At 70.6% G+C, this 21362-nt stretch carries 19 protein-coding genes; 6 read left to right on the forward strand and 13 right to left on the reverse strand.

Annotated elements, in window-relative coordinates; all coding sequences use genetic code 11:
* Positions 1 to 74 precede the first annotated feature (74 nt).
* The 6 genes from EXE52_RS03320 to EXE52_RS03345 form a co-directional block, all read right to left on the reverse strand.
* The gene (locus EXE52_RS03320; protein ID WP_199237858.1) at positions 75 to 3029 is read right to left on the reverse strand and encodes a DEAD/DEAH box helicase; all 2955 of its coding nucleotides are present in this window, start codon (positions 3027 to 3029) and stop codon (positions 75 to 77) included.
* Positions 3030 to 3217: 188 nt separating this feature from the next.
* On the reverse strand, positions 3218 to 5854 hold the full coding sequence (locus tag EXE52_RS03325; RefSeq protein ID WP_089308835.1) for a PAS domain-containing protein: 2637 nt from the start codon (positions 5852 to 5854) through the stop codon (positions 3218 to 3220).
* A gap of 111 nt (positions 5855 to 5965) precedes the next feature.
* Positions 5966 to 7378 carry a kynureninase gene (gene kynU, locus EXE52_RS03330; RefSeq protein ID WP_089308836.1) on the reverse strand — a complete coding sequence of 471 codons (1413 nt, stop codon included), beginning with the start codon at positions 7376 to 7378 and terminating at the stop codon, positions 5966 to 5968.
* Positions 7379 to 7448: 70 nt separating this feature from the next.
* Complete coding sequence (gene leuS, locus EXE52_RS03335; RefSeq protein WP_089308837.1) at positions 7449 to 10121, reverse strand: leucine--tRNA ligase; 2673 nt, start codon at positions 10119 to 10121, stop codon at positions 7449 to 7451.
* Between the two features lie 105 nt (positions 10122 to 10226).
* Positions 10227 to 12527, reverse strand: a complete 2301-nt coding sequence (locus tag EXE52_RS03340) for a hypothetical protein (RefSeq protein WP_089308838.1) — start codon at positions 12525 to 12527, stop codon at positions 10227 to 10229.
* 69 nt (positions 12528 to 12596) lie between these two features.
* Positions 12597 to 13502 (reverse strand): glycerophosphodiester phosphodiesterase, encoded by a 906-nt coding sequence (locus EXE52_RS03345; protein WP_089308839.1) that lies wholly within the window; start codon positions 13500 to 13502, stop codon positions 12597 to 12599.
* Positions 13503 to 13675: 173 nt separating this feature from the next.
* Here EXE52_RS03345 and EXE52_RS03350 point away from each other — a divergent pair, with 173 nt between their 5' ends.
* Entirely contained in the window at positions 13676 to 14071 is a 396-nt protein-coding gene (locus tag EXE52_RS03350) for a hypothetical protein (RefSeq protein WP_049931810.1), read from the forward strand.
* A gap of 20 nt (positions 14072 to 14091) precedes the next feature.
* Here the strand turns inward: EXE52_RS03350 and hisE are convergent, their stop codons facing one another.
* The 3 genes from hisE to EXE52_RS03365 form a co-directional block, all read right to left on the reverse strand.
* Complete coding sequence (gene hisE / locus EXE52_RS03355) at positions 14092 to 14418, reverse strand: phosphoribosyl-ATP diphosphatase (protein WP_086215760.1); 327 nt, start codon at positions 14416 to 14418, stop codon at positions 14092 to 14094.
* Entirely contained in the window at positions 14415 to 15008 is a 594-nt protein-coding gene (pdxT, locus tag EXE52_RS03360; RefSeq protein WP_086220210.1) for a pyridoxal 5'-phosphate synthase glutaminase subunit PdxT, read from the reverse strand. Before pdxT ends, hisE begins: the two co-directional genes overlap by 4 nt.
* A 94-nt stretch (positions 15009 to 15102) precedes the next feature.
* Positions 15103 to 15264: a preprotein translocase subunit Sec61beta gene (locus EXE52_RS03365; RefSeq protein ID WP_049910744.1), complete on the reverse strand. Its 162-nt coding sequence runs from the start codon at positions 15262 to 15264 to the stop codon at positions 15103 to 15105.
* Between the two features lie 158 nt (positions 15265 to 15422).
* Between EXE52_RS03365 and EXE52_RS03370 the strand changes: the two genes are divergently transcribed.
* On the forward strand, positions 15423 to 15692 hold the full coding sequence (locus EXE52_RS03370; protein ID WP_006111654.1) for a co-chaperone YbbN: 270 nt from the start codon (positions 15423 to 15425) through the stop codon (positions 15690 to 15692).
* A gap of 85 nt (positions 15693 to 15777) precedes the next feature.
* Positions 15778 to 15927 (forward strand): 50S ribosomal protein L40e, encoded by a 150-nt coding sequence (locus tag EXE52_RS03375; RefSeq protein ID WP_006629440.1) that lies wholly within the window; start codon positions 15778 to 15780, stop codon positions 15925 to 15927.
* 238 nt (positions 15928 to 16165) lie between these two features.
* On the opposite strand, the gene EXE52_RS03380 is transcribed toward EXE52_RS03375, so the two are convergent.
* Complete coding sequence (locus EXE52_RS03380) at positions 16166 to 16807, reverse strand: MBL fold metallo-hydrolase (RefSeq protein ID WP_089308840.1); 642 nt, start codon at positions 16805 to 16807, stop codon at positions 16166 to 16168.
* 112 nt (positions 16808 to 16919) lie between these two features.
* Between EXE52_RS03380 and EXE52_RS03385 the strand changes: the two genes are divergently transcribed.
* From EXE52_RS03385 to EXE52_RS03395, 3 genes are all read left to right on the forward strand, one after another.
* Positions 16920 to 17102: a DUF5786 family protein gene (locus EXE52_RS03385; RefSeq protein WP_007995123.1), complete on the forward strand. Its 183-nt coding sequence runs from the start codon at positions 16920 to 16922 to the stop codon at positions 17100 to 17102.
* Positions 17103 to 17669 (forward strand): DUF99 family protein, encoded by a 567-nt coding sequence (locus EXE52_RS03390; protein ID WP_049931817.1) that lies wholly within the window; start codon positions 17103 to 17105, stop codon positions 17667 to 17669. It abuts the gene before it with no gap.
* Between the two features lie 65 nt (positions 17670 to 17734).
* On the forward strand, positions 17735 to 18367 hold the full coding sequence (locus EXE52_RS03395; protein ID WP_089308841.1) for a uracil-DNA glycosylase family protein: 633 nt from the start codon (positions 17735 to 17737) through the stop codon (positions 18365 to 18367).
* A gap of 6 nt (positions 18368 to 18373) precedes the next feature.
* Here EXE52_RS03395 and EXE52_RS03400 read toward each other — a convergent pair whose 3' ends face one another.
* The 3 genes from EXE52_RS03400 to EXE52_RS03410 form a co-directional block, all read right to left on the reverse strand.
* Entirely contained in the window at positions 18374 to 19381 is a 1008-nt protein-coding gene (locus tag EXE52_RS03400) for an ABC transporter permease (RefSeq protein ID WP_049931821.1), read from the reverse strand.
* Positions 19378 to 20196, reverse strand: a complete 819-nt coding sequence (gene phnC, locus EXE52_RS03405) for a phosphonate ABC transporter ATP-binding protein (RefSeq protein ID WP_049931823.1) — start codon at positions 20194 to 20196, stop codon at positions 19378 to 19380. Before phnC ends, EXE52_RS03400 begins: the two co-directional genes overlap by 4 nt.
* Before the next feature lie 71 nt (positions 20197 to 20267).
* Positions 20268 to 21308, reverse strand: coding sequence for a phosphate/phosphite/phosphonate ABC transporter substrate-binding protein (locus tag EXE52_RS03410; protein ID WP_089308842.1), 1041 nt, complete (start codon positions 21306 to 21308; stop codon positions 20268 to 20270).
* Positions 21309 to 21362 lie beyond the last annotated feature (54 nt).

Here is a 21362-nt window from a genome sequence, read left to right on the forward strand (position 1 = left end):
GGTTCGGTCGTCCGCAACTTAAAAACGGGAGTCCGGACGGGGGAGCGGTTCGGGGCGGTCCGGGCCGCCGTTGGTCAGTCCCAGAACGACTGCGTGCGCGCGTACTCGCGCTCCTGGCGGAGCACGTCGCGGTAGAACTCGTCCTCATCCTCGCGGAGCTTATTGATAATCCGCGCGGCGTTGTGGGGCCCGACGCCGCGCGCCGCGAGGGCTATCACCGCCCGCTTCCCGTGCGTCTGGACGAGGCTCGCGGCGCGGTGCGCCCGCTCGGTGCGGCGCTCCTGCTCGTCGTCCTTCTCGGCCGCGCGCACCGCGGCGACCGTCTCGTCGTCCCACGGGTTGAGTGCCGCGACCCGGGTGGACCCGCACTCGGGGCACTCGGGCTGGTCGCGGACGCGCCGGACCTTCGTCGTGTGCTTCCAGTCCGTACAGTGGAGACAAAAGAGGATCACTCGGTCGTCCCGGATGCGCTCTTTGACCGTCTCGATCACGTCGGCGTCGGCGTTGTCGGGGACGAGGAACTCCGTGCCGGCGGAGCGACCCGCGGTGCCGAGCGGGGTGCGCTCGCGGGCGATAGAGAGGTCGAGCGGGCCGTCCCGTCCCCCGTCGTCCGGCTGGAGCGCCGCGAGCAGGTCCGCGGTCTCCGGCACCGCGAGGTCGGCGTGGAACACCTCACGGAGCGCCTCGTCGTAGACGGGAGTGTCTTCGAGGGCCGCGAGCAGGCGGTCGCCGCCGAATCGGCCGCGTCCCTCCTTGTACCGCTTGACGGCGCCGAACTTCGCCGCGACCTGCGCGAGCGTGAACTTCAGCGCGTCCGACTTCTTCACGGCGAGTTCGAGGTACGCCTCCAGCCGGTCGGGGTCCGTCGTCTCCAGCACCTCGCGGAAGATTCCGGGACTGACGCCGTTCGGCACCTCGAACTCGATCCGGTACGGGTCGACGTCCATCCCGACGGACGAGCCGGCGCGCTGGCCGACGAGCGCAGCGAGCAACCGCGCGAGCGTCTCGTTGACCTCGTGGCCGAAGGCGGCGTTGACCGCGACGGTGCGGGCGCTCCCCTCGATCACGATCCGCTCGTCGGTCGGGACGGGGTGGCCGGCGTCGACGTGGTCGACGACCGCCTTCAGCGCGGCCGCGACCGTCTCCTCGTCGGTCGGGTAGCACTCGGCGAGGTCGGCGGCGACCGCCGTCGGCGTGGAGCCGGCCGCTAGGGCGGCCGCGGCCTCGCCTCGGATCCGACCGACCTCCTCGGCGACTGGCTTCGGGACGGGGATCTCCTGGCCCACCCACGAGGGGACCTCGCCGGTCGGGTCGGGGATCGGCGTGACGTTCACGCGCTCCTCCTCCTCGTCGACCTCGGTGATCCGCCACATCTCGCCGCGCTGGACGAACGTCTCGCCCGGCCCGGCGAAGTTGACGACGAACTGCTCGTCGAGGGTGCCGATACCCCGCCGCGAGGACATGTCGTACACCTCGTAGGTGGACTCGTCGGGGATCATCGAGAGGTTCGCGTAGAAGTACTGCCAGGTGCCGCCCGACTTTTCGAGAGTGTCCGTCTCCTCGTCGAGCCACAGCAGGCGGTTCCCGTCGAGCTCGCGGACGACCTCCTGGAACTCGGGCTCCGAGAGGTCGGCGAACGGGTAGGCGTTCGTGATCGTCTGGTACGCCTCCCGGGCGTGGACCTCACCCTCGTCCATCACGAGCCCGACGATCTGGTTGGCGACCGTGTCGAGGCTTCCGTGGTGGATGTTCGCGGGCTCGACGAGCTCCTCGCCGGCGCGCCGCGCGATGGCCATCGCTTCGAGCGTGTCGTCGCCTCCCTGCGTCACGACGGTCCCCTCCGAGACGAGGTCGCGGCGGTGGCCCGCGCGGCCGACGCGCTGGAGCAGCCGGGCCACCTCGCGGGGGCTCCCGTACTGGACCACGTGGTCGACGCGCCCCACGTCGATCCCGAGCTCCATCGAGGAGGTGCAGACGAGCCCGTCCAGACCGCCCGACTTGAACCGGTCTTCCACGTCGACCCGGACCTCCTTCGAGAGCGATCCGTGGTGGAGCTCGATCTCCGTGGGGTCGGCGGCGTCGTCCCGCCCGTCGCGTTCGGCGGCCTCCCGCTCGTTCTCGGCGAGCGTCTTGAACCGCGAGCCGAGCGCCTCCGCGGTCTGGCGCGTGTTGACGAAGATCAGCGTCGACTCGTTCTCGGCGACGATCTCGCGGATCGTCCGGACGTGGCTCGCGGTCGTCTCGTCGACCGCGAGCTCGCCGGCGAGCGTGGTATCGCGGTCCGTGATCGCCGGATCGAGGACGCGCACGTCGGTCCGCGTCCCGGCCGCGACCTCGACCGTCTCGAACGCGCGGTCGCCGGGGCGGTCGGGGTCGCGCTTGCCGGTGCCGACGAGGAAGCGCCCGACCTCCTCGGGGTCACCGACCGTCGCGGAGAGGCCGACGCGCTGGAACGGCCCCGCGACGCGGCGGAGGCGCTCGAGGCCGACCGTGAGCTGGGCGCCCCGCTTCGCCGCGGCGAGCTCGTGGACCTCGTCGATGACGACGTGCGCCACGTCCTCCAGGGCGACCCGCATCTTCGAGCCGGTGAGGATCGCCTGGAGGCTCTCCGGGGTCGTGATGAGCACGTCGGGCGGGTCGTCGGCCTGCTTCGACCGCTCGTACTGCGTGGTGTCGCCGTGGCGCACCGCGACCTCGACGCCGAGGCGGTCGCCCCACCACTCAAGCCGGTCCATCATGTCGCGGTTGAGCGCGCGCAGCGGGGTGATGTACAGCGCGGAGATACCCTCCCGCGGCGGGTCGCCGGGCGCGTCGCGGGCCGCGACGATCGCGTCGAAGACGGGGAGCATCGCCGTCTCCGTCTTCCCGGTCCCCGTCGGCGCGAGGACGAGGGCGTTCCGCCCGTCGGCGAGCGGCGGGATCGCCTCGCGCTGGGGCTCCGTCGGCGTGGAAAAGCCCCGGTCGGAGAGCGCCTCGCGGATATCGCTCCCGAGGTGCGCGAACGCGTCCATGCCCGACGATTCCGCCATTGTCTGATCGTCGGACCTTGGGCGCTCGGGCGATTAAGCCCGTCGCCCCGCGCGACGCGCACGGTCGACGTGAGGCGGCGGCGACGCGCGGGACGGCGACGCGCTGAATGGAGACGCGCGGGACGGCGACGCGCTGGATGGAGACGCGCGGCGACGGCGACGCACGGCGCCCGCCTCGCGCGCGCCGATCAGTTCGCGAGGGGCAGTTCGACGGCGAACACGCTCCCCGTCGGCTCGTTGTCCTCGACCCACACGTCGCCGCCGTACTTGTCGACGAGCGTCTCGACGAGGTACAGACCGATCCCCGTCCCGCCGCTCTCGAGCCCCTTCGCGCCCTCCTGGAAGATGTCCTCCTTGTGGTCGTCGTCGATCCCGGGGCCGTTGTCCGCGATCGACACGCGCACCGAGTCGTCCGAGACGCGCGTCGAGACCGTGATCTCGGCCCTCTCCTTGTCGTTGTGGACGACCGCGTTCGTCAGCAGGTTCCGGAACACCGCCTCCAGCAGGTCGTCCGCCGCCACCGTCACGTCCGGGATCGACTCGCTCACGGTAACCGTCGCCCGGTCCTGCTCCGACCGGACCTGTTCGATCTGTCCGTTGAGCTCGGCTCGGAGGTTCATCGGCGTCAGGTCGGAGCCGGCCTGTAGCAGCACGTCGGTGACGTCCCTGGCGGTCTCCGTGATGTCCGCCGCCTGCTTCGCCGCCTCGATGACCGTCCGCGCGTAGGTCCGGCTCTGGTCGTCGACGAGCGCGTCCTCGAGGAGTGCGGTGTACGACTCGACCACCATCAGCTGGTTTCTGATGTCGTGGCGGACGACCTGATTGAGCAGCGTGAGGTTGTCCCGCTGCTCTTCGAGCGTCCGCTCGTACTGCTTGAGCTCGGTCACGTCGCGGGCGTATCCAAGGACGGCGTCTTCGCCCGTCTCGGCAACCTCGTAGGGTATCTTCGTCGTCTGGAGGATGCGCGTCTCCCCGTCCGCCGTGGTCAGCGTCTCCTCGTCTATCGTCCTCGGCTCGCCCGACTCGATCACGGCGAGGTCGTCCTGCCTGAACGCCTCGGAGTCCTCGGCGCTGGGGATGATCTCCGCCTCGGACTTGCCCTCTACCTCCTCCGGCGTCTTCCCGTACGCCGCCGCGGTCGCTTCGTTGGCCAGCAGGTACTCGCCCTCCCGGTTCTTCACGAACACCAGGTCGGGCACGAGGTCGATGATCCGCCGGAGCTCCTCGCGCGTCGCCTCGATGGCCCGCTCGTACTCCTTCCGCTCCGTGACGTCCTGGAACAGCCCCAGCGCCCCGACGACGTTCCCCGCGTCGTCGTACTGCGGATCGCCGATCGCCCGCACCCACTTGGTCCGATCGGTCTCCGTCACGATGCGGAGTTCGAGGTCGTACGACTCGCCCGCCTCGGTCAGGCGGTCGAACGCCGCCTCGATGGCGTCGCGGTCGTCCGGGTGGTAGAAGCTGAGCCTGTCCTCTAGGCGGCTCGTGTCGTCGGGCGGAACCTCGTGGATCCGGTACACCTCGTCGCTCCACGTGAGCGAGTCCTCGACCAGATCGGCCTCCCACCAGCCGATCGACGCGCTCTCTTGGGTGCGCTCGATGACCGATCGCGTGCGTTCCAGTTCCGCCTCCCGGCGCTTTTGGTCGTCGATGTCGAGGCGGACCCCGACCGCGCGGACCGGCTTCCCGTCGTCGTCGCGCTCGACGACCTTCCCGACGTCCCGGATCCACTTCCAGTCCCCCGCCGCGGTGCGCATCCGGTGTTCCGTGTCGTAGAGCTCCGTCTCGCCGGCCATGTGGCTCGACAGGGCGTCTTCGACGGGCCCGAGGTCGTCGGGGTGAACGCGCCGCTCCCACGCGTCGAGGTGCGGTTCGATCTCGTCGGGCGCGTGGCCCAACATCCGGGCCCACCGGTCGTTGAACTCGACCTCGTCGGTGGCCATGTCCCAGTCCCAGACGCCGATCTGTGCGCCCTCGACCGCGAGTTCGAGGCGGTCTTTGATCTGTTGGAGCGCTCGCTCTCGCTCCCGTTGTTCGGTGATGTCGGTCGACACACCGCACACACCGCGTATCTCCCCCTCCTCGTCGTACACGGGGGACTTCCGCGTCAGCCGAACGCTCTCTCCGGCGGGCGTCGGCACCGTCTCCTCGACTTCGATCCGTTCGCCGTCTTCAACGACCCGGCGGTCGTCAGCGCGGGCCTGCGCCGCGACGGCCTCCGGGAAGAGTTCCTCGTCGGTCATCCCGACGGGGTCCTCGTCGACGGCGAACACGTTGCGGCACGCCTGGTTCATCAGCAGGTACCGCCCCTCGGTGTCCTTCAGGAACACCGCCGCGGACATCGTCTCCAAGACGGTCTGGAACCGCCGGTGCGTGCGCCGGTGTTCCCGCTCCCGCTCCTTCTGTCGCGTGACGTCGCGGGCGACGCCGACGATCTGCGTCACCGTTCCGTCGTCGACGACCGGGGTAAGCTTCGTCTGCCAGTCGGTCGCCCCGCCCGGGAACTCGAGCCGCTCCTCGTACTCGATCGTCGTCCCCCGCTCGACGCAGAGCCGATAGTTCGCCTCGACCGCGGCCCCCTGTTGCTCTCCGAGGAGTTCCCGCGGCGTCTTCCCGAACATCGCGTCCTCGGTCAGCCCGGTCTGTCGCTGGTGTGCGGTGTTGTTCTGCCTGAACGTGAACTCGTACTCGCCGTCCGTCCGCGCCACGTCAACGAGAAAGATCGCGTCGTCAGCCTCCTGAAACATCGCCTCGTAAACGCTCGTCACCTCATCGCCGTCCGATCCGAACCGATCGGCACCGTTCGTAGATGAACCTCTTCCCATGATCTCGCTCTTTTCTCTTTACGTTACTGAGAGTAATAATACTGCGGATGTCAACGCGGGGAACAGACCGCCCGTCGACCCCGCTCGCGGCCCCTCACGGCGCCGCGCCCGCTACGTTACGCCGCCCTCGCCCGTCGCGTACGCCTCGTGGGCCCCCGAGTCGAGGATCGCCTCGATCTCGTCGACGACCTCCAGCACGTCGGCAAAGGAGGTGTAGGGGGCCGCGGGGCAGACCCGCACCACGTTCGGCGGTCGGAAGTCGACGACCGCGCCCCGGTCGTTGAGCGCCTCGCTCAGCCGCTCGGCATCGGGGTGTTCGAGGGCGACGTGACCGCCGCGCGCGGCGTGTTCGCGGGGCGTTCCCACCGAGACCCCCGGGAGCCGGTCGTCGACGAGGGCGATGAGGAAGTCGGTGAGCGCGAGCGACTTCGCCCGCAGGCGGTCGATCCCGGCCTCGCGCAGGAGTTCAACCGACCCTTCAAGCGGCGCGGCCGAAAGCAGCGGCGGCGTGCCGATCTGCCACGCGCCGGCGGAGTCGGCCGCGGTGAAGGTCATGTTCATCTCGAACTGCGTCGCCTTCTCGTGGCCCCACCACCCGGCCAGCGCGGGGTCGAGCCCGTGGTGGCGCTCGGCGACGAACAGCGCGCCGATCGACCCCGGTCCGGCGTTGAGGTACTTGTACGTACACCACACCGCGAAGTCGACGCCGGCGTCGCCGAACGCGTGGGGGACGGCGCCCGCGGAGTGGGCGGCGTCGAAGCCGGCGTACGCGCCCGCCTCGTGGGCCGCCGTCGCGATCCGCTCGACGTCGAACAGCTGGCCCGAGCGGTACAGCGCGGTCGGCATGAACACGATCCCCACGTCGTCGTGCGCCGCCAGCGCCGCCTCGATGTCCCGGGGATCGATCGTCCGCCCGTCGCGGCTCGGAACGACCCGGAGCTTCTCGTCCGGGTCGATCCCCCGCTGCCGGAGCTGCGCCCGGAGCGCGTAGTGGTCGGAGGGGAAGTCGAGCTCGTTGACGAGGACCGCGGGGTCGGCGTCCGGGTCGCCGTCCGGCGCCCACTCTCCGTCCGCGGCCGCGACGTCCTCGCGTTCGGGCCCGTTCCCGGCCAGCAGCTCGTCGAGGAACGTGCCGATCAGGGTGTGGATGTTCACCGTGATCGAGTTGCCGACGACCACCTCGCTCGGCTCCGCGCCCACCAGCGGCGCGAGCGCGTCGCCGAGTCGTTCGCCGACATCGAACCACGGCGGGTCGGCGTCGGTCCACCCGGAGATGAGCAGCTCGCGCCACTCGTCGACCACGCGGTCGAGGCTCGCGAGGGCGGCGTCGCTCGCGGGGCCGAGCGAGTTCCCGTCCATATAGAGAACACCGTCAGGGACCCAGTAGCGGTCCGCGAACGACGCGAGCGGATCGTCCTCGTCGAGTCGCGCGGCGAGCACCGCGGGGTCGGCGTCCTCTCCGTCGTCGGCGCCGAGTCCCTCGCCCGCGAGGGCGTCGCGCGCGGGGGCGTACGGGTCGTCCATACACGAGGGCGCCGCGCCGGCGACTAAGCGTTTCCGGGGTCCGGCGAGGGCCGCGAAACGGTCGGGTGACCTACTCGACGATGTCGATCGCGGGTCGGCCCGGCTCCGCCTTGCTGACGACGGCCTCCTCGGCGTCCGCGGCGCGCTCGACGCGGACCGGGGCGTCGAACTCGCGCTCGATCAGCCACGCGGCCGCTCGCAGGGCGTCGTGTTCGGCGTCGCCGTCGAGCGTCTCACGGAGCGCCTCGCGGTTCGCCTGGAGGTCCTGCCCGTACGAGGCGGCGTCGTCGCCCCGCTCGCGGATGTGGCTCTCGGCCATCAGCTCGGAGATCAGGTTGTCGGCGTCGCTGTCGATCGCGATCTCCAGCGCGTCGTACTTCCAGTCGGGCGCGACGACCACGTCGATCCGCTCGGGGTCGTCGATCCCGGCGACCTCGACGATGTCGCGCACGTCCTCGCGGGTGTTCTCGACCAGCCGGCGCCGGCGTTCGACCGTCTCGCGGTCGACGCTCGCGGTCGGCCAGTCGGCCTCCGCGACGAACCCGTCGCGGCCGAGCGACTCCCACAGCTCCTCGGCGAGGTGGGGCGCGACGGGGGCGAGCAGGCGGACCGCGACGTCGACGCCGCGCTCGAAGACGGCGGGGTGCGGGTCGGCGTGCTCGCGGTAGCTCCGGAGCGTCCCCACGAGGTCCTGCGCCTCCCGCAGCGCCACGTTGAACGTCAGGTCGTCGTACTCCGCGCCGGCGATGGCGACCGCGGCGTCGGTCTCGTCGGCGACGTAGTCGTCGATTTCATCGCGGTCGGCGTCGGGGTCGGCCGTCGCCACGTCGCCCGCGGCGTGCGCCTCGACGAGGTCGCTGAGGCGGGTCAGGAATCGGTGGGTGGACCGGACGCCCTCCTCGGACCAGTCGAAGTCGCGCTCGGGCTGGGCGGCCTCCATCATGAACAGCCGCGCGGTGTCGGCGCCGTACTCGTCGACGATCCGCTGCGGCGAGACGACGTTCCCCTTCGACTTGGACATCTTCTCGCCCTCCAGCTGGACCATCCCCTGTGCCAGCAGGTTGGTGAACGGCTCGCGGTGGTCGAGGTCCTCCTCGTCGGCCAACACCTTGGTGAAGAACCGCGAGTACAGCAGGTGCATCACGGCGTGTTCGATGCCGCCCACGTACTGGTCGACCGGCATCCAGTCGTTCGCGCGGCCGAGGTCGAACGGGGCGTCCGCCAGGTCCGGCGAGACGTACCGCAGGAAGTACCACGAGGAGTCGACGAACGTGTCCATCGTGTCGGTCTCGCGGGTCGCCGGCCCGCCGCACTCCGGACAGGTCGTCTCCTGCCACTCGTCGGCGGCGTCGAGCGGGTTCCCGGTGGTGTTGATGAACTCGGGCAGCTCGACGGGCAGGTCCTCGTCGGGCACCGGGACCGCGCCGCAGTCGTCGCAGTGGACCATCGGGATCGGCGTCCCCCAGTAGCGCTGCCGGGAGATGCCCCAGTCGCGCAGCTGGTACTGCGTGGCCGGCTCGGCGCTCCTGATATCGTCCGTGATCCGCTCGCGCGCGGTCTCGCTGTCCAGTCCGGTGTACTTGCCGGAGCCGATTAGGACGCCGTCCTCCGTGAATGCGGCCTCCTCCACGTCCGGTGCGTCCGGGACCGCTTCGCCGTCGGGGTCGTCGGACTCCGGCGCGATCACGGGTCGGATCTCGACGCCCTTCTCCGTCGCGAACGCGTGGTCGCGCTCGTCGTGGGCGGGCACGGCCATCAGCGCGCCCGTCCCCACGTCCGAGAGGACGAAGTCGGCGACGTACACCGGGATCTCCTCGCCGGTGGCGGGATTGGTCGCGGTCAGTCCGGTCTCGACCCCGTTCGGCTCGTCGCCGTCGGGGTCGGCCTCGTGGTGGACGAACTCGTGGATCTCGTCGTCCTCCTCGGCCAGCTCCTCGGCGATCGGGTGATCGGGGGCGATCGCGAAGAAGGTCGCACCGTATATCGTGTCGATCCGGGTCGTGAACGCCGTCACGTCCCCGTACCCGTCGATCGAGAAGTCGACCTCGCTGCCGTGCTGTCGGCCGATCCAGTTGCGCTGCATCTGCCGGACCGAGTTCGGCCACCCCTCTAGGTCGTCGATGGCGTCCAGCAGCTCGTCGGCGTACTCGGTTATCTTCAGGAACCACTGGTCGAGCTCGCGGGTCTCGACGGGGGTGTCGCAGCGCCAGCATAGCTCCGCGTCGCCCTCGACCTGCTCGTCGGCGAGGACGGTCTCGCAGGAGGGACACCAGTTCACCTCCGCGTCGCGGCGCTCGACGAGGCCGGCCTCGTGGAAGCGGCGGAACAGCCACTGGTTCCACCGGTAGTAGTCGGGGGTACACGTGGTGACCTCGCGGTCCCAGTCGTAGCCGAACCCCATCGACTTCATCTGCCCCTTCATCGTGTCGATGCAGTCGAACGTCCAGTCGCGGGGGTTGGTGTCACGCTCCTTGGCGGCGTTCTCGGCGGGCAGTCCGAACGCGTCCCACCCCATCGGGTGGAGCACGTCGTCGCCGCGCATCCGCCGGTACCGGGCGTACGCGTCCGTGATCGTGTAGTTGCGGACGTGACCCATGTGGAGCTTCCCGGACGGGTACGGGTACATCCCGAGGACGTACGTCGGGTCCGAGGCCTCGTCCGGGACGTGGTACACGTCGGCGTCGTCCCACGCCTCCTGCCACCGTTCTTCGACCGTCGCGTGGTCGTATCTCTCCTGAGACATCTGCTTATATACTCGTGGTCGGTTCTGCGTCGTATAGCTTTCCATCCAGTGGTGCGCCGTGACACGGGGCGACGCGGTCGATGCGCGCGCCCGCGCGCTGGCGGCCTACAGCTTCTCGGCGTTCCTCGCCTGCTCGACCCGCTTCGTCGCCTGCTCGACCCGCTTTCCGGTCGCGTTCGCGAGCCCGGGCGGGAGCCCCTCCCGCGCGGCCGCGAGCCGCTCCTCGATCCGGGCGATCCGGTCGAGCACGTTCGCCAGTTGACGCTCCGTCCCTTCGGCGTCGCCCTCGCGGGCGCGCTCCTCGGCCCGCTCCGCGGCGTCGACCGCGGCCGCGAGGGCGCGTTCGAGCCCGTTGACCGCGTTCGACGGGCCCCCTGAACCGCCGCCGCTCCCGCCGCTGTCGTTTCCGCCGCCGCTCCCGCCGCCCGCGCCGCCGTCTCCGTCCCCGCCGTCGCTCTCGGCCGCCGCGGCCGCGACCGCCGCGCGCGTCTCCTCGGCCACGTCGGCGACGTAGCCCGCGAGCGGGGCCGCCCCGGTCTCCGGGCGCTCGATCCGGATCGCGTCGTCGCCGGCGTCCGGATCGTCCCCCTCGTCGCCGTCGTCTCCCGCCCCCGGCCGGTCCGGGTTGACGCGGTACGCGCCGACCTCGTCGTCGGCGTCGCGGACCTCCGTCGTGTACGCGCCGCCGGCGTGGACGTAGGCGGCGTCGCTCCCCTCGATCGCGGAGTCGTAGATCCGCCCGGCGAAGTCGTCCTCGATCGCGGTCCGGGTCAGGTCGACCTCGCTCTCCGCGTCCGACAGCTCGACCTTCCGCGCGTTCTCGCGGGCGACGAGCGGAATCTCGCCGTCGACGCCGGCGGTCGTCACGGCCTCGTCGGCCGCGACGGTCAGCCGCTCGCTGTGGGGCGCCCGCCCGGCGCCGTTGACCGTGAAGCGGTGATCGCCCTCGGGGACGCCGTTCGCGACCGCGACGCCGCCGGCGAACGTCGGCACCGCTTCCGGGTCGCTCTCGATCAGCGCGAACGACTCGACGCTCGACTCGGTCGTGGTCAACCCCTCGCCGTCGGGCGCCTCGTCGCTCTCGGTCGCCTGCGTGACGCGCGCGACGACGGCGTCGAGCCCCCCGGCGGCCTCGTCGCCGAACGACGGGTCGTCGGCGATCGCGTCGTACCGGTCCGCCATCTCGGACCGGTGGTTCCCCGCAGTGACGTCGAGCGCGGGGTTCTCGTAGCGCGGCTGCTCCCACGGGACGCCGGTGGTCGTGATGTGGCTCGCGACCGCGTCCTCGACGGCCTCGGGCACGGCGAACTCGAAGCTGAGCTGCGGGCCGGTGAACGCGTCGATGTCCTCCAGCTCGGCGCTCTCCACCAGCTCGTACTCGACGACGGACTCGGCGGCCTCGGCGGCGAGCGCGGCGTCGTCGCCGTCGTCGGGGCGCTCGCCGTGTCGGAAGGCGATCCCCGTCTCCCGGAGCGGCAGGTCGGTCGGCGGCGAACGCAGCGCGTCGAGCGACCGGACCGTCAGCGCGCCGTCGACCAGCGAGGACTCCGAGACCGACGGGAGGTCAGGGTGGTCGTAGATCGGCTCCCCTTCGTACTCGGGGACGACGAACGGCAGTCGGGCCCCCTCGTCGCGGGGCAGACCGTAGGCGATCGGAATCCCGAGCAGGTCCTCGACCGTGTCGATCGTCGTGTTGGTGATGTCGGCGAGCAGGCCCTCCTCGCCGACGCGCCGGAAGCCGTCCGGGATCTCGTTGATCGAGAGCGTGCTGGAGTGCGAGCCGAGTTCGGGGAGGATCCGCGGGACGACCTCGGGGTCGGGGTCGAGGAACTCGTTGTTGGGCACGCTCCGCGAGTGCGAGCTGGCGACGTACAGCTGCGGGTCGCCCGAGTCGAGGTCGACGAAGACGTGGAGCACCTCCCAGTCGTGCCAGTGGAAGTTCGCGGTGAACTGGTCGAACGCGGAATAGAGCCAGAACTGGACGACCGCCAGCGGGGAGTCCTCGTAGCGCATCCCGTTGTAGAAGACGGTCGGGTTCGGCGGCTCGCCCGCCTCGTCGTACCGCTCGTGGTAGCCGTCGAACGCGGCGAAGCCGTCGACGACCGTCTCGCCGTCTGCCTCGCTCGCGTACGGTCGCGGGTCGGTCGGGTACCACGGCTCGGCGCTGTCGAAGTACAGCGTCGGCGCGAACCGCGCCGCGAGTTCGTCGAGCCGGTCCGCGTCGAGATCGGTCGTCGACGCGTCGTCCGGCTCAGGGCCGGAACAGCCCGCGACCGCGGCGCTCCCGGCGCCCGCGAGCGCGCCGAGGACGGTCCGGCGGTCGACGCGGCTCGCGGGCGCCCCGCCGGGCGCTTCGTCCGGCCCGCTCCCCCTCGCACCGTCGCCGGCGTCGGCGTCCCGATCCATTTCCTCGGGCGACGTGAGCCGCACGAATAACACTTCTGCCGCCCGCGAGCCGCTCGTTCGTCTCGGTTGTCACGGCTCCCGGCGTCCCAGCGAGACGTCCGAGACGACGGCGCCGACGCCGTCGACCGACGCCACCGCGCCGTACTCCCGGGCCGAGGCGACCGTCCACGGCAGCACCCGCAGCCCGGCGGTCGCGGCCCGCGAGACGATATCCGTCCGGAGGCACAGCTCGTACCGCGGCGACACCGCCGCACAGCCCAGTGCCGTCGCCGTCTCGACGATCCCCGCCACGTCCTGCGGCGGATACGCCCACCTCGGCAGTCCGACCCCCGCTCGGCTCCCCGGGATCAGCGGCCTGAGCGGCCGCGCCGGGACCGACTCCCGGGCCCCGTAGACGGTCGGGACCGTCGGGTCGGCCGCGTTCGCGGCCTCGATGGCCGCGGGGTCGTCGGCGGCGACGGCGAGCCCGTGGTCGCGTTCCGCGCCGGCCGCGACCGCGTCGGCCGCCACGCCGCGCTCCTTCAGGTCGAGCAGGACCCACGCGTCCGACGGCACGGCGTCGAGCGCCGCGGCGAGCGTCGGCACCGGTTCCCCCGACCCCTCGACGGAGAGCTCGGCGAGCCGCCCCGCCGGGGTCCGGCCGACGCGACCGGTCGCGTCCGTCACCCGCCCCAGCGTCGCGTCGTGGAAGGCGACGAGCTCGCCCGTGCCGCAGCGGCGCACGTCGAGCTCGACCCGGTCGACGACGGCCGTCGCCGCCTCGATAGCCGCGACCGTGTTCTCCGGGTGTTCGGCCGCGAAGCCGCGGTGCGCGACGAGCGGAGGGTCCCCCCTACCGGCGGCCGCGTCGGCCCCCGCGGCGTAGCCGTCGTTTCCGCCGGCATCGCCGCTCCCGCGCCCGGCGCAACCGGCGAGGGCGGCCGACCCCGTCGCCGCGACCGCACCGACCGCGAGCGCCCCGCTCCGCCGAAGCATCGCTCTGCGGGTCGCTTCCGTCCGCGCGTCGGATCTAGGCGGGGCGGCGTCGCACACGGCGGTCTCACCGTCTGACGTTCGGCGCCACGGACAAAAGTCCGGGGGCACGGACCGAACCGCGCGACGCCGTCTCCGGGAGAAGGTATTTGCGGCCGGCAGCCCGATTCCGGGGTATGGACGGGAAGCAGGCCCTCTACTACGCGGCGATCGCGATCGCGGTGTTGATCGGGGTCGGTATCGTCGTCAGCGTGGTCTCCGCGCTCGTGAGCCTCGTCTGGACGATCGTCTCCGGGGTCGTCTCGCTCGCGGTGCTGGCGGGGCTCGTTTACGTCGCCTACAAGGCCGGCTCGTGGCTGCTCGGCGAGGGCGGCTCGCCGTCGCTCGACTCGATCGGCTCGGAGTCCGCCTCGTCGACCTCGGTCGACGCCGGGAGCAGCCGTCAGGACCGCCTCCGGAAGCAGTACGTCGAGGGACAGATCAGCGAGGCGGAGTTCGAGCGGCGCATCGGCGAGGAGTTGGAGACCGAGGAGGTCGACGAGATCGACCGCGAACTCGAACGGGAGCGGTAGGCGTCGACCTCCGCGGGGACTCAGAACCGCTCGCGGAGCTCAGCGCGTAAGTCGTCGACGTCGAGGTCCTTCATCGCGAACAACACGAGCAGGTGGTAGACGAGGTCGGCGCTCTCCGCGGTGAGCTCCTCGCGGTCGTCGTCCTTCGCCGCGAGGATGGCCTCCGTCGTCTCCTCGCCGACCTTCTCTAAGACCGCGTTCTCTCCCTTTTCGTGGGTGAACAGGGACGCGGTGTACGACCCCTCCGGGAGCTCCTCCTTGCGCGACTCGATGGTGGCGAACAGCTCGTCGAGGACGGCCTCGGGCGGCTCGTCCGCGCTCGATTCGCCCTCGGCCGGATCGCTCACGCGACCACCTCCCGCTCGGGGAAGAAGGCGAGGTCGTGGATCCGCGGGTCGTCGGTGAGCTCCGGGTGGAACGCGGTGGCCACGACCGGCCCGTCGCGCACCGCGACCGGGCGCCCGTCGACGGTCGCGAGCGTCTCGACGCCGTCGCCCACGTCGTCGATGGCCGGCGCGCGGATGAACACGGCGTGGAAGGGGTCGTCGAGGCCGGTCACCGGGACCTTCGCCTCGAAGGAGTCCTTCTGCCGGCCGAACGCGTTGCGGTCGACGGAGACGTCGACCAGCCCCAGCGGCTCGACCCGGTCGTCCTTCGCGTCGGTCGAGCAGACGATCAGTCCGGCGCAGGTGGCGAGGATCGGCTTCCCGGCCGCGACGTGGTCCCGTATCTCCGCGGCGATCCCCTCGCGGTGGATCAGCCGCGAGATGGTCGTCGACTCCCCGCCCGGCATCAGGAGGACGTCGCAGTCGGGCACGACCCCCGACTCTCGGATCTCGACGACCTCCGCGGACTCGTCGTGGGCGGCCGCGGCGTTGCGGACGGCGGCGGCGTGTTCGGCCACGTCGCCCTGGACGGCGATGACGCCTGCTTTCATACGTATCGGTGGGGCGGGCGCGTGGAAAAAGGGCGCGCTACGCGACCGGTCGACTCGGGATCGGTGCGTCGGCAGAACGGGAACGGCGGGGGCGTTACGCGACCGTCAGCGAGAGGATCTGGACGAACACGCCGAAGAGGACGCAGAACGCGAGGACCGTCTTGGGGTCGATCGCGATGGCGTTCCGGTCCTCGTTCTCGAAGTAGCGGACCAGTCCCGCACTGGACATCAGCCCGCCGGAGTTGGAACCACTCATATCCGCTTCTGGACGGCGACGCGTCCTAAACGTTTCGTTCGTCGTTCGGACCGTGTTCGCGCCACCGTCGCGCCGTCGCCCGGTCGAGCCGCCGCCGAGCGCGCGCACGCACAAGTGGGAAACCCTTATGCGCGGCCCGGCGGTAGTTGACCGCGACTATGACCGTTCGACTGCTGGATTTCCACGCCGAGTGGTGCGGCCCGTGTAAGACCCAAGACCCCATCCTGGAGGAGATCCAGGAAGACCTCGGCGACGCGTTCGAGCTCCAGAAGGTCGACGTCGACGAGGAGCAGGACGTCGCGAACCAGTACCAGGTCCGCTCGCTCCCGACGCTCATCGTCGAGAACGACGACGGCGTCGTCGACCGCTTCGTCGGCGTCACGCAGCGCGAGGACATCGAGGCCGCCCTCTCGGAAGCGGGCGCCTGACCAGGACTTTCGCCGACTAGCCTCTCCTCCCGCGACCGTCGCGGCGTCTCGCAACCTTTTACAGCACCGCCCGCACAGTAGCCGTATGGCCAGTTTCGACGCCGCCGAACGTCGCATGCTCGACCGACAGATCTGTATGCGCTGTAACGCCCGCAACGCCTCCGAGGCCGAGCGCTGCCGCAAGTGCGGCTACACCAAGCTCCGCCCGAAGGCGACCGAGCGCCGCGCGGCGTAACCCGGCCGTTTCCGGGTCGTTCACGGCCCTTCTCGCGGACTCTCCTCCTGACCGCCAGCCGCGCGTGTGCCTCGCTCCGCCCCAGCCTCGCGGTTCGCTCGGGGCTCCCTTCGGTCACCCCTCTCTCACCGCGTCCCTCGCACGCGCTCCTCGCGGCCGCCGAAGGCGGCCGCTCGGAGGCGCGCGCCGAAGTCGGTGGTCGGTCTCGCCGTCACTCTGTTTTAAACCCGGCTCCCGCTCACCCGTCGGGGTATTTCGGCTCGCGGCGCTCGGCGCGCTCCGTCGCGCGCTCGATCACCTCGCGGAGGGTGTCCGGGCCGTCGACGGCGCGGTAGACGTCGCCGTGGCCGGGGAACATCGCCCTCGTGGAGTCGGGCAGCCGGTCGAGGATCTCGCGGAGACTCTCGATCAGGCGCTCGCGCGACTGGCCGGCCATGTCGGTCCGGCCGAACGAGCCGTCGTCGAAGGCGCCGTCGTTGTACACCACCACGTCGCCCGAGTAGAGCCGCTCCGCGCCGACGAGCGAGACGTGGTCGTCGGCGTGTCCGGGGGTGTAGACGACCTCGCAGGACTCGTCGCCGACCACCACCTCGTCGCCGTCCCCGAGCGCGGCGTCCCGGAGCGGGTGATCGGCGTACGCGAGCACTTCCGCGTCGAAGCGCTCGACCACCGCGCCGAGCTCGCCCACGTGGTCGCGGTGCTGGTGCGTGATCACGACGCGGTCGAGGCCGTCGACGCCGGCGTCGGCGAGGGCGTCGGCGACGGCGTCCTCGACGCCGGGCATCGTTCCCGCGTCGACGAGCGTCGTCTCGTCCCCGACGACGAGGTACGCGTTACAGGTGAACTCCTCCGCGTCCGCGGTGACGGTGATCGGCTCCATGCCTCCACTCGCTCGCGGAGCGACAAAAGCGTACAGTCGCACCCCAGCGAGCCCCTCGGGTCCGCTGACGGCCGTGGATTTATCACTCACCCCCTGTTGGTGTCACACACAAATGGGCTTCGGCAGCTACGACGAGTCCGAACAGGAGAATCAGGACCTGGACGCGGACTTCGACGACGACGACGGCGTCCGGGCTGCCCAGGAGACCCACCAAGGGTCCGTGGACTACGAACCCGGCGCCTCGAACGACGAGCTTCTCGACCGGCTCCAGGAGATAAAGTCCGAGGACGCGTGAGTGACCACGCCGAGCCGCGCGCTCGGCGTCGCTTTCTCTGACGCCCGCGACGCGAGCCACGGGGCCGGCGTCGTCGTTCGCGCCGACGGGACCCCCGACGGCTTCGCGTTCGCGCGGTGTACCGTCGGCGGCACCGACGCGACCGACGCGGTGATCGACTGCTGGCGCACGCTCGCCCGCGAGGACGTCCGCCACGTGGTCTGTGCGGGGGTCGCGCCCGCGTGGTTCAACCTCCTCGACCTCGACGAACTCGCCGAGACGCTCGACCGCCCGGTCTACGCCGTGAGCTACGAGGCGAGCCCCGGGCTCGAACCGGCGCTCCGGGACGCGTTCGACGGCGAGGCCCTCGCCGACCGGCTCGCCGCGTACCGGTCGCTTCCGCCCCGCGTTCCGGTCGGCGACCCGGACTCGGATCGGCCCCGATTCGTCCGCGCGGTCGGTATCGAACCGGAGCGCGCCGCCGCGGCGATCCGGGGACTCACTCGCGACGGCTTCCGGCGCTGTGAGCCCCTCCGGATCGCGGCGCTCGCCGCGAGCGCGCACCGTGAGGCGGCGACGGCCGAGTAGGCGGGGCTCGGCGTGCGGCCCGTTCGACCGACGCTACTTAGACGACCGCGCCCGGAGCCGTGGGCATGAGCGAACACGGCGGCGACGGCTCCGCGCTCGACGAGGACCTCCGAGTGCCATCCTGCGAGCGGTGCCCGGCGCTGGTGGAGTCGCGGAGCCGGATCGTCGACGGCGTCGGCCCGACGAACGCGGACCTGCTGTTCGTCGGCGAGGGGCCGGGCGCGACCGAGGACGAGGAGGGCGAGCCGTTCGTGGGGCGGTCCGGCGACGTGCTCGACGAGGCGCTGCGCGACGCGGGGCTCGCCCGCGCCGACGTGCGGATCACGAACTGCGTGCGCTGCCGACCGCCGGACAACCGCGACCCGACGACCGAGGAGCTGGCGAACTGCCGCGGGTACCTCGAAAGCGAGATCGACCGACTCGACCCGGAGCTGATCGTGACGCTCGGGAAGGTGCCGAGCGAACACCTCCTCGACCGCTCGGTCGCGATCACCGGCGAGTCCGGCGACGTGGTCGACGCGCGGCTCGCCGGCGTGTCGCGGCGCGTACTGTTATCCGTCCACCCCGCAGCGACGCTGTACGACCGGAGTCAGCGCGACGGCTTCTTCGAGACGATCGGCCGGGCGGCCGAACTGAGCGGCGTCAGCGACCGGGGAGAAAACGGCGGCGACGGCCAGTCGCGGCTCGGCGAGTTCTGAGTCGGCTCAGTCGCGGCGGTCGCCGACGCCGAGCCACTTCTTCGGGTCGAACAGGCCGCGGATCGCTTCGATGAGCCCCTTCCCCTCGTGCTCGCCCGGCCGGAGCCGGGCGCGGATGCGCGAGGAGATGAGTTCGATGCCGAGGACGACGATGAACACCATCACCAGCCCCGCGGCGGTCTGCTGGAACTCGAAGAGGTCCTGACTGTTCCGGATCATCAGTCCGAGCCCGCCAGCGCCGACGACGCCGAGCGAGATCGCGATCCGGGTGTTGATCTCTAAGATGTACAGCGTCCACGCGATGAAGGAGCGGGAGACCTGACTCAACATCCCGAAGCTCACGGTCTGGGTGCCCGACGCACCGGTCGACCGGATCGCCTCGATCGGCCCCTCCTCGATCTCTTCGAGGTCGTCGGTGAACAGGCGGCCGAGGTTCCCGATGCTGTCGGTCGCGATCGCGAGCACCGCCGTCACCTGTCCCGGTGGGCCGATGGGGATGTACAGGAAAATCCAGACGATGGCGGGGATGGCGCGGATCCCGCTGAGGGTGCCCCGGAAGATGAAGTTGAACGGGAACGGCGTGACGCGCTCGCTCCCGAGGACCCCGAGGACGAGCGCGAACGGGAAGGCGAACACGGTGCCCATGATGCCGAGCAGGAGCGTCACGAGGCTCGCCTTCACCAGCGACTGCCGCGACGACTGGAAGCTCTCGATGATGTGGGCGCCGCCGTCGCCGAAGCTCGCGGGGATCGCTTGTAGCCCGCTGATCCCCTGGTCTTTGGTGTAGATCGTGAAGTTCTGGAAGTCCGGCGGGAAGAAGCCGGTCGAGATGAACTCGTACATCCCCGGAAGCCGCCCGGCGACGACGTTGGGCTGGAACCCGATGAAGCCGAGACCCCAGTAGGTGACGCCGAGAACGGCCGCGAGCAGCCCGGCCCACAGGAGGTATTTGAGTCGGCGGAGCCGTTCGAGCGCGCGGAACTGATCGTCGATCGCCGAGTCTGGCGAGCTCACGCCCGCTCACCCCCGTCGGCGGCGGCGTCGACGTCGGCGTCGCTCCCGCCGAGTTCGTCGCCGCTCGTTCCGGTCGGAACCGTCTTGCCGCCTTGGGCTTCGCCGTAGTAGATCCGGTCCATCTCGTCCATGGTGAGGTCGTCGGCGTCGCCGTCGAAGATCACCTCGCCGCCGCGGATCCCGAGGAACCGGTCCCCGAACTCTCGCGCGATGTTCACCTGGTGGAGGCTGGTGATCGTGGTGAGGTCCTGCTCGGTCGCCGCCTTCTTGAGGTAGCGCATCACGTCGCGGGCCGCCTTCGGGTCGAGGCTGGCGACCGGCTCGTCGGCGAGGACGATCTCGGGGTTCTGGACGAGCGCGCGGGCGATCCCGACGCGCTGTTTCTGTCCCCCGCTCATCGACTCGGCGCGCTGCCCGGCCTCGTCGAGGAGGCCGACGGTCTGGAGTGCCTCCAGGGCGGTCCGCTTGTCCGCGTCGTCGTGCATCCCGAGGGCGCTCCGGAGGAGCCCGTTCCGCGAGAGCGCCCCGGATAGCGCGTTGCCGAACGCGGTCTTGCTCTCGATGAGGTAGTGTTCCTGGAACACCATCCCGACCCCGCTGCGGTTCCCTTGAAGCTCTTCGCCGCCGATGCGAACGGACCCCTCGGTGGGTTCCGTGAGCCCGTTCAACACCCGCAACATCGTCGACTTGCCGGCACCGGAGGGACCGAGCAGAATGACGAACTCCCCCTCGTCGATGGTGAACGACACGTCGTCGAGGGCGACGGTGTCCTCGTCGTATATTTTACTGACGTTTTCGAATTCGATCGTTGGCATGAGGTGTGAGTTTGTTCAAAAACAGACCGATCGTGTGAAAAACGATCCGAAGTTGGGGGACTGTGAGGGATCTACTGATTGAAGATGTCGGTTCCGACGCCGAGCTCGTCGGCGACGTCGATGACGGACTGGTAGTCGTCCTGGGTCGCCCCGCGGACGCGGCTGAACCAGAGGTCGTCTTCGGTGCCGTCCTCGCTGTCCGCGCCGTAGTAGATGCTGTCCGGGCCCTCCAGGAACGCCTCCTGGATGGCGCTTTTCACGTCGTCGTCGAGCTCGGGCGAGACCACGATCGGTGCGCGCGGGAGCCCCTCGTCCTCGTGGAGGGTAGTCGCGACCTCCTGCCACTCGTCCGGCGTGGGGCCGGTCTTCGTGTCGCGGACGAAGCCGCCCATCGCGGCCGCGTCGACCTGGCCCTGTTCGAGGAGGGTGTACGAGCCGACGTGGCCGCCGGCGAAGCGGGCGTCGAACTCGGCCTGCGAGCCGTTGCCCTCGGGGAGCTCGCCGACGTCGAGGTCCCCCTGGCTCGACATGCTGTACAGCGGGTACAGCGCGCCGCTGGTGGAGAGCCGGTCGGAGAACGCGACCGTCTTCCCGGAGAGGTCGGACAGCTCGGTGATGTCGCTGTCGTTCGGCGTCGCGATGATGCTCTTGTACGTCCAGCCGCCGTAGCCGTACCGCTGGAGGATGACCTCCGCGTTGCCGGTCTTCACGCCGAGGGCGGCCGCGAACGGCCCGGTCTCGGCGATGTCCAGCGTCCCTTGGCCGAGAGACTGGATGATGGCGCTGTAGTTGCTTCCGATGGTCCCCTCAACGCTGAGGTCGCTGGGGACATCGTAGTTCTCCCGGAGGTAGCTCCCGATGTGCTCTTCGAGCGGGGAGTACTGTACGTTGAGGTCCTCCTGCGGGACGGACGGCGAGATGCCGAAGTCGATCGTGCCGTCGCCGCCGAACGTCATCTCCGGTTCGCTGTCCGACCCGTCGGAGCCGTTCGACCCGTCAGAGCCGTTCATGCCGTCGGAGCCGTCCGACCCGTCGCCGCCGCCGCTACAGCCGGCCAGTCCAACGATGCTTGCCGCACCCGCGATCTTGAGGAATTGGCGTCGTCGCTCCATGAGGAGTACGTGTGTGGGTTTTACTGTTCTATCAAAAGTGTTGCTGTTCAAATA

Source organism: Halorubrum sp. CGM4_25_10-8A (assembly GCF_005435025.1).
GTDB lineage: Archaea > Halobacteriota > Halobacteria > Halobacteriales > Haloferacaceae > Halorubrum > Halorubrum ezzemoulense.

Excerpts from the sequence above, each read along its gene's own strand:
- EXE52_RS03320 (WP_199237858.1), bottom strand. The coding sequence starts at position 3,029 with ATGGCGGAATCGTCGGGCATGGACGCGTTCGCGCACCTCGGGAGCGAT.
- EXE52_RS03325 (WP_089308835.1), bottom strand. The coding sequence starts at position 5,854 with ATGGGAAGAGGTTCATCTACGAACGGTGCCGATCGGTTCGGATCGGAC.
- kynU (WP_089308836.1), bottom strand. The coding sequence starts at position 7,378 with ATGGACGACCCGTACGCCCCCGCGCGCGACGCCCTCGCGGGCGAGGGA.
- leuS (WP_089308837.1), bottom strand. The coding sequence starts at position 10,121 with ATGTCTCAGGAGAGATACGACCACGCGACGGTCGAAGAACGGTGGCAG.
- EXE52_RS03340 (WP_089308838.1), bottom strand. The coding sequence starts at position 12,527 with ATGGATCGGGACGCCGACGCCGGCGACGGTGCGAGGGGGAGCGGGCCG.
- EXE52_RS03345 (WP_089308839.1), bottom strand. The coding sequence starts at position 13,502 with ATGCTTCGGCGGAGCGGGGCGCTCGCGGTCGGTGCGGTCGCGGCGACG.
- EXE52_RS03350 (WP_049931810.1), top strand. The coding sequence starts at position 13,676 with ATGGACGGGAAGCAGGCCCTCTACTACGCGGCGATCGCGATCGCGGTG.
- pdxT (WP_086220210.1), bottom strand. The coding sequence starts at position 15,008 with ATGAAAGCAGGCGTCATCGCCGTCCAGGGCGACGTGGCCGAACACGCC.
- EXE52_RS03365 (WP_049910744.1), bottom strand. The coding sequence starts at position 15,264 with ATGAGTGGTTCCAACTCCGGCGGGCTGATGTCCAGTGCGGGACTGGTC.
- EXE52_RS03370 (WP_006111654.1), top strand. The coding sequence starts at position 15,423 with ATGACCGTTCGACTGCTGGATTTCCACGCCGAGTGGTGCGGCCCGTGT.
- EXE52_RS03375 (WP_006629440.1), top strand. The coding sequence starts at position 15,778 with ATGGCCAGTTTCGACGCCGCCGAACGTCGCATGCTCGACCGACAGATC.
- EXE52_RS03380 (WP_089308840.1), bottom strand. The coding sequence starts at position 16,807 with ATGGAGCCGATCACCGTCACCGCGGACGCGGAGGAGTTCACCTGTAAC.
- EXE52_RS03385 (WP_007995123.1), top strand. The coding sequence starts at position 16,920 with ATGGGCTTCGGCAGCTACGACGAGTCCGAACAGGAGAATCAGGACCTG.
- EXE52_RS03395 (WP_089308841.1), top strand. The coding sequence starts at position 17,735 with ATGAGCGAACACGGCGGCGACGGCTCCGCGCTCGACGAGGACCTCCGA.
- phnC (WP_049931823.1), bottom strand. The coding sequence starts at position 20,196 with ATGCCAACGATCGAATTCGAAAACGTCAGTAAAATATACGACGAGGAC.
- EXE52_RS03410 (WP_089308842.1), bottom strand. The coding sequence starts at position 21,308 with ATGGAGCGACGACGCCAATTCCTCAAGATCGCGGGTGCGGCAAGCATC.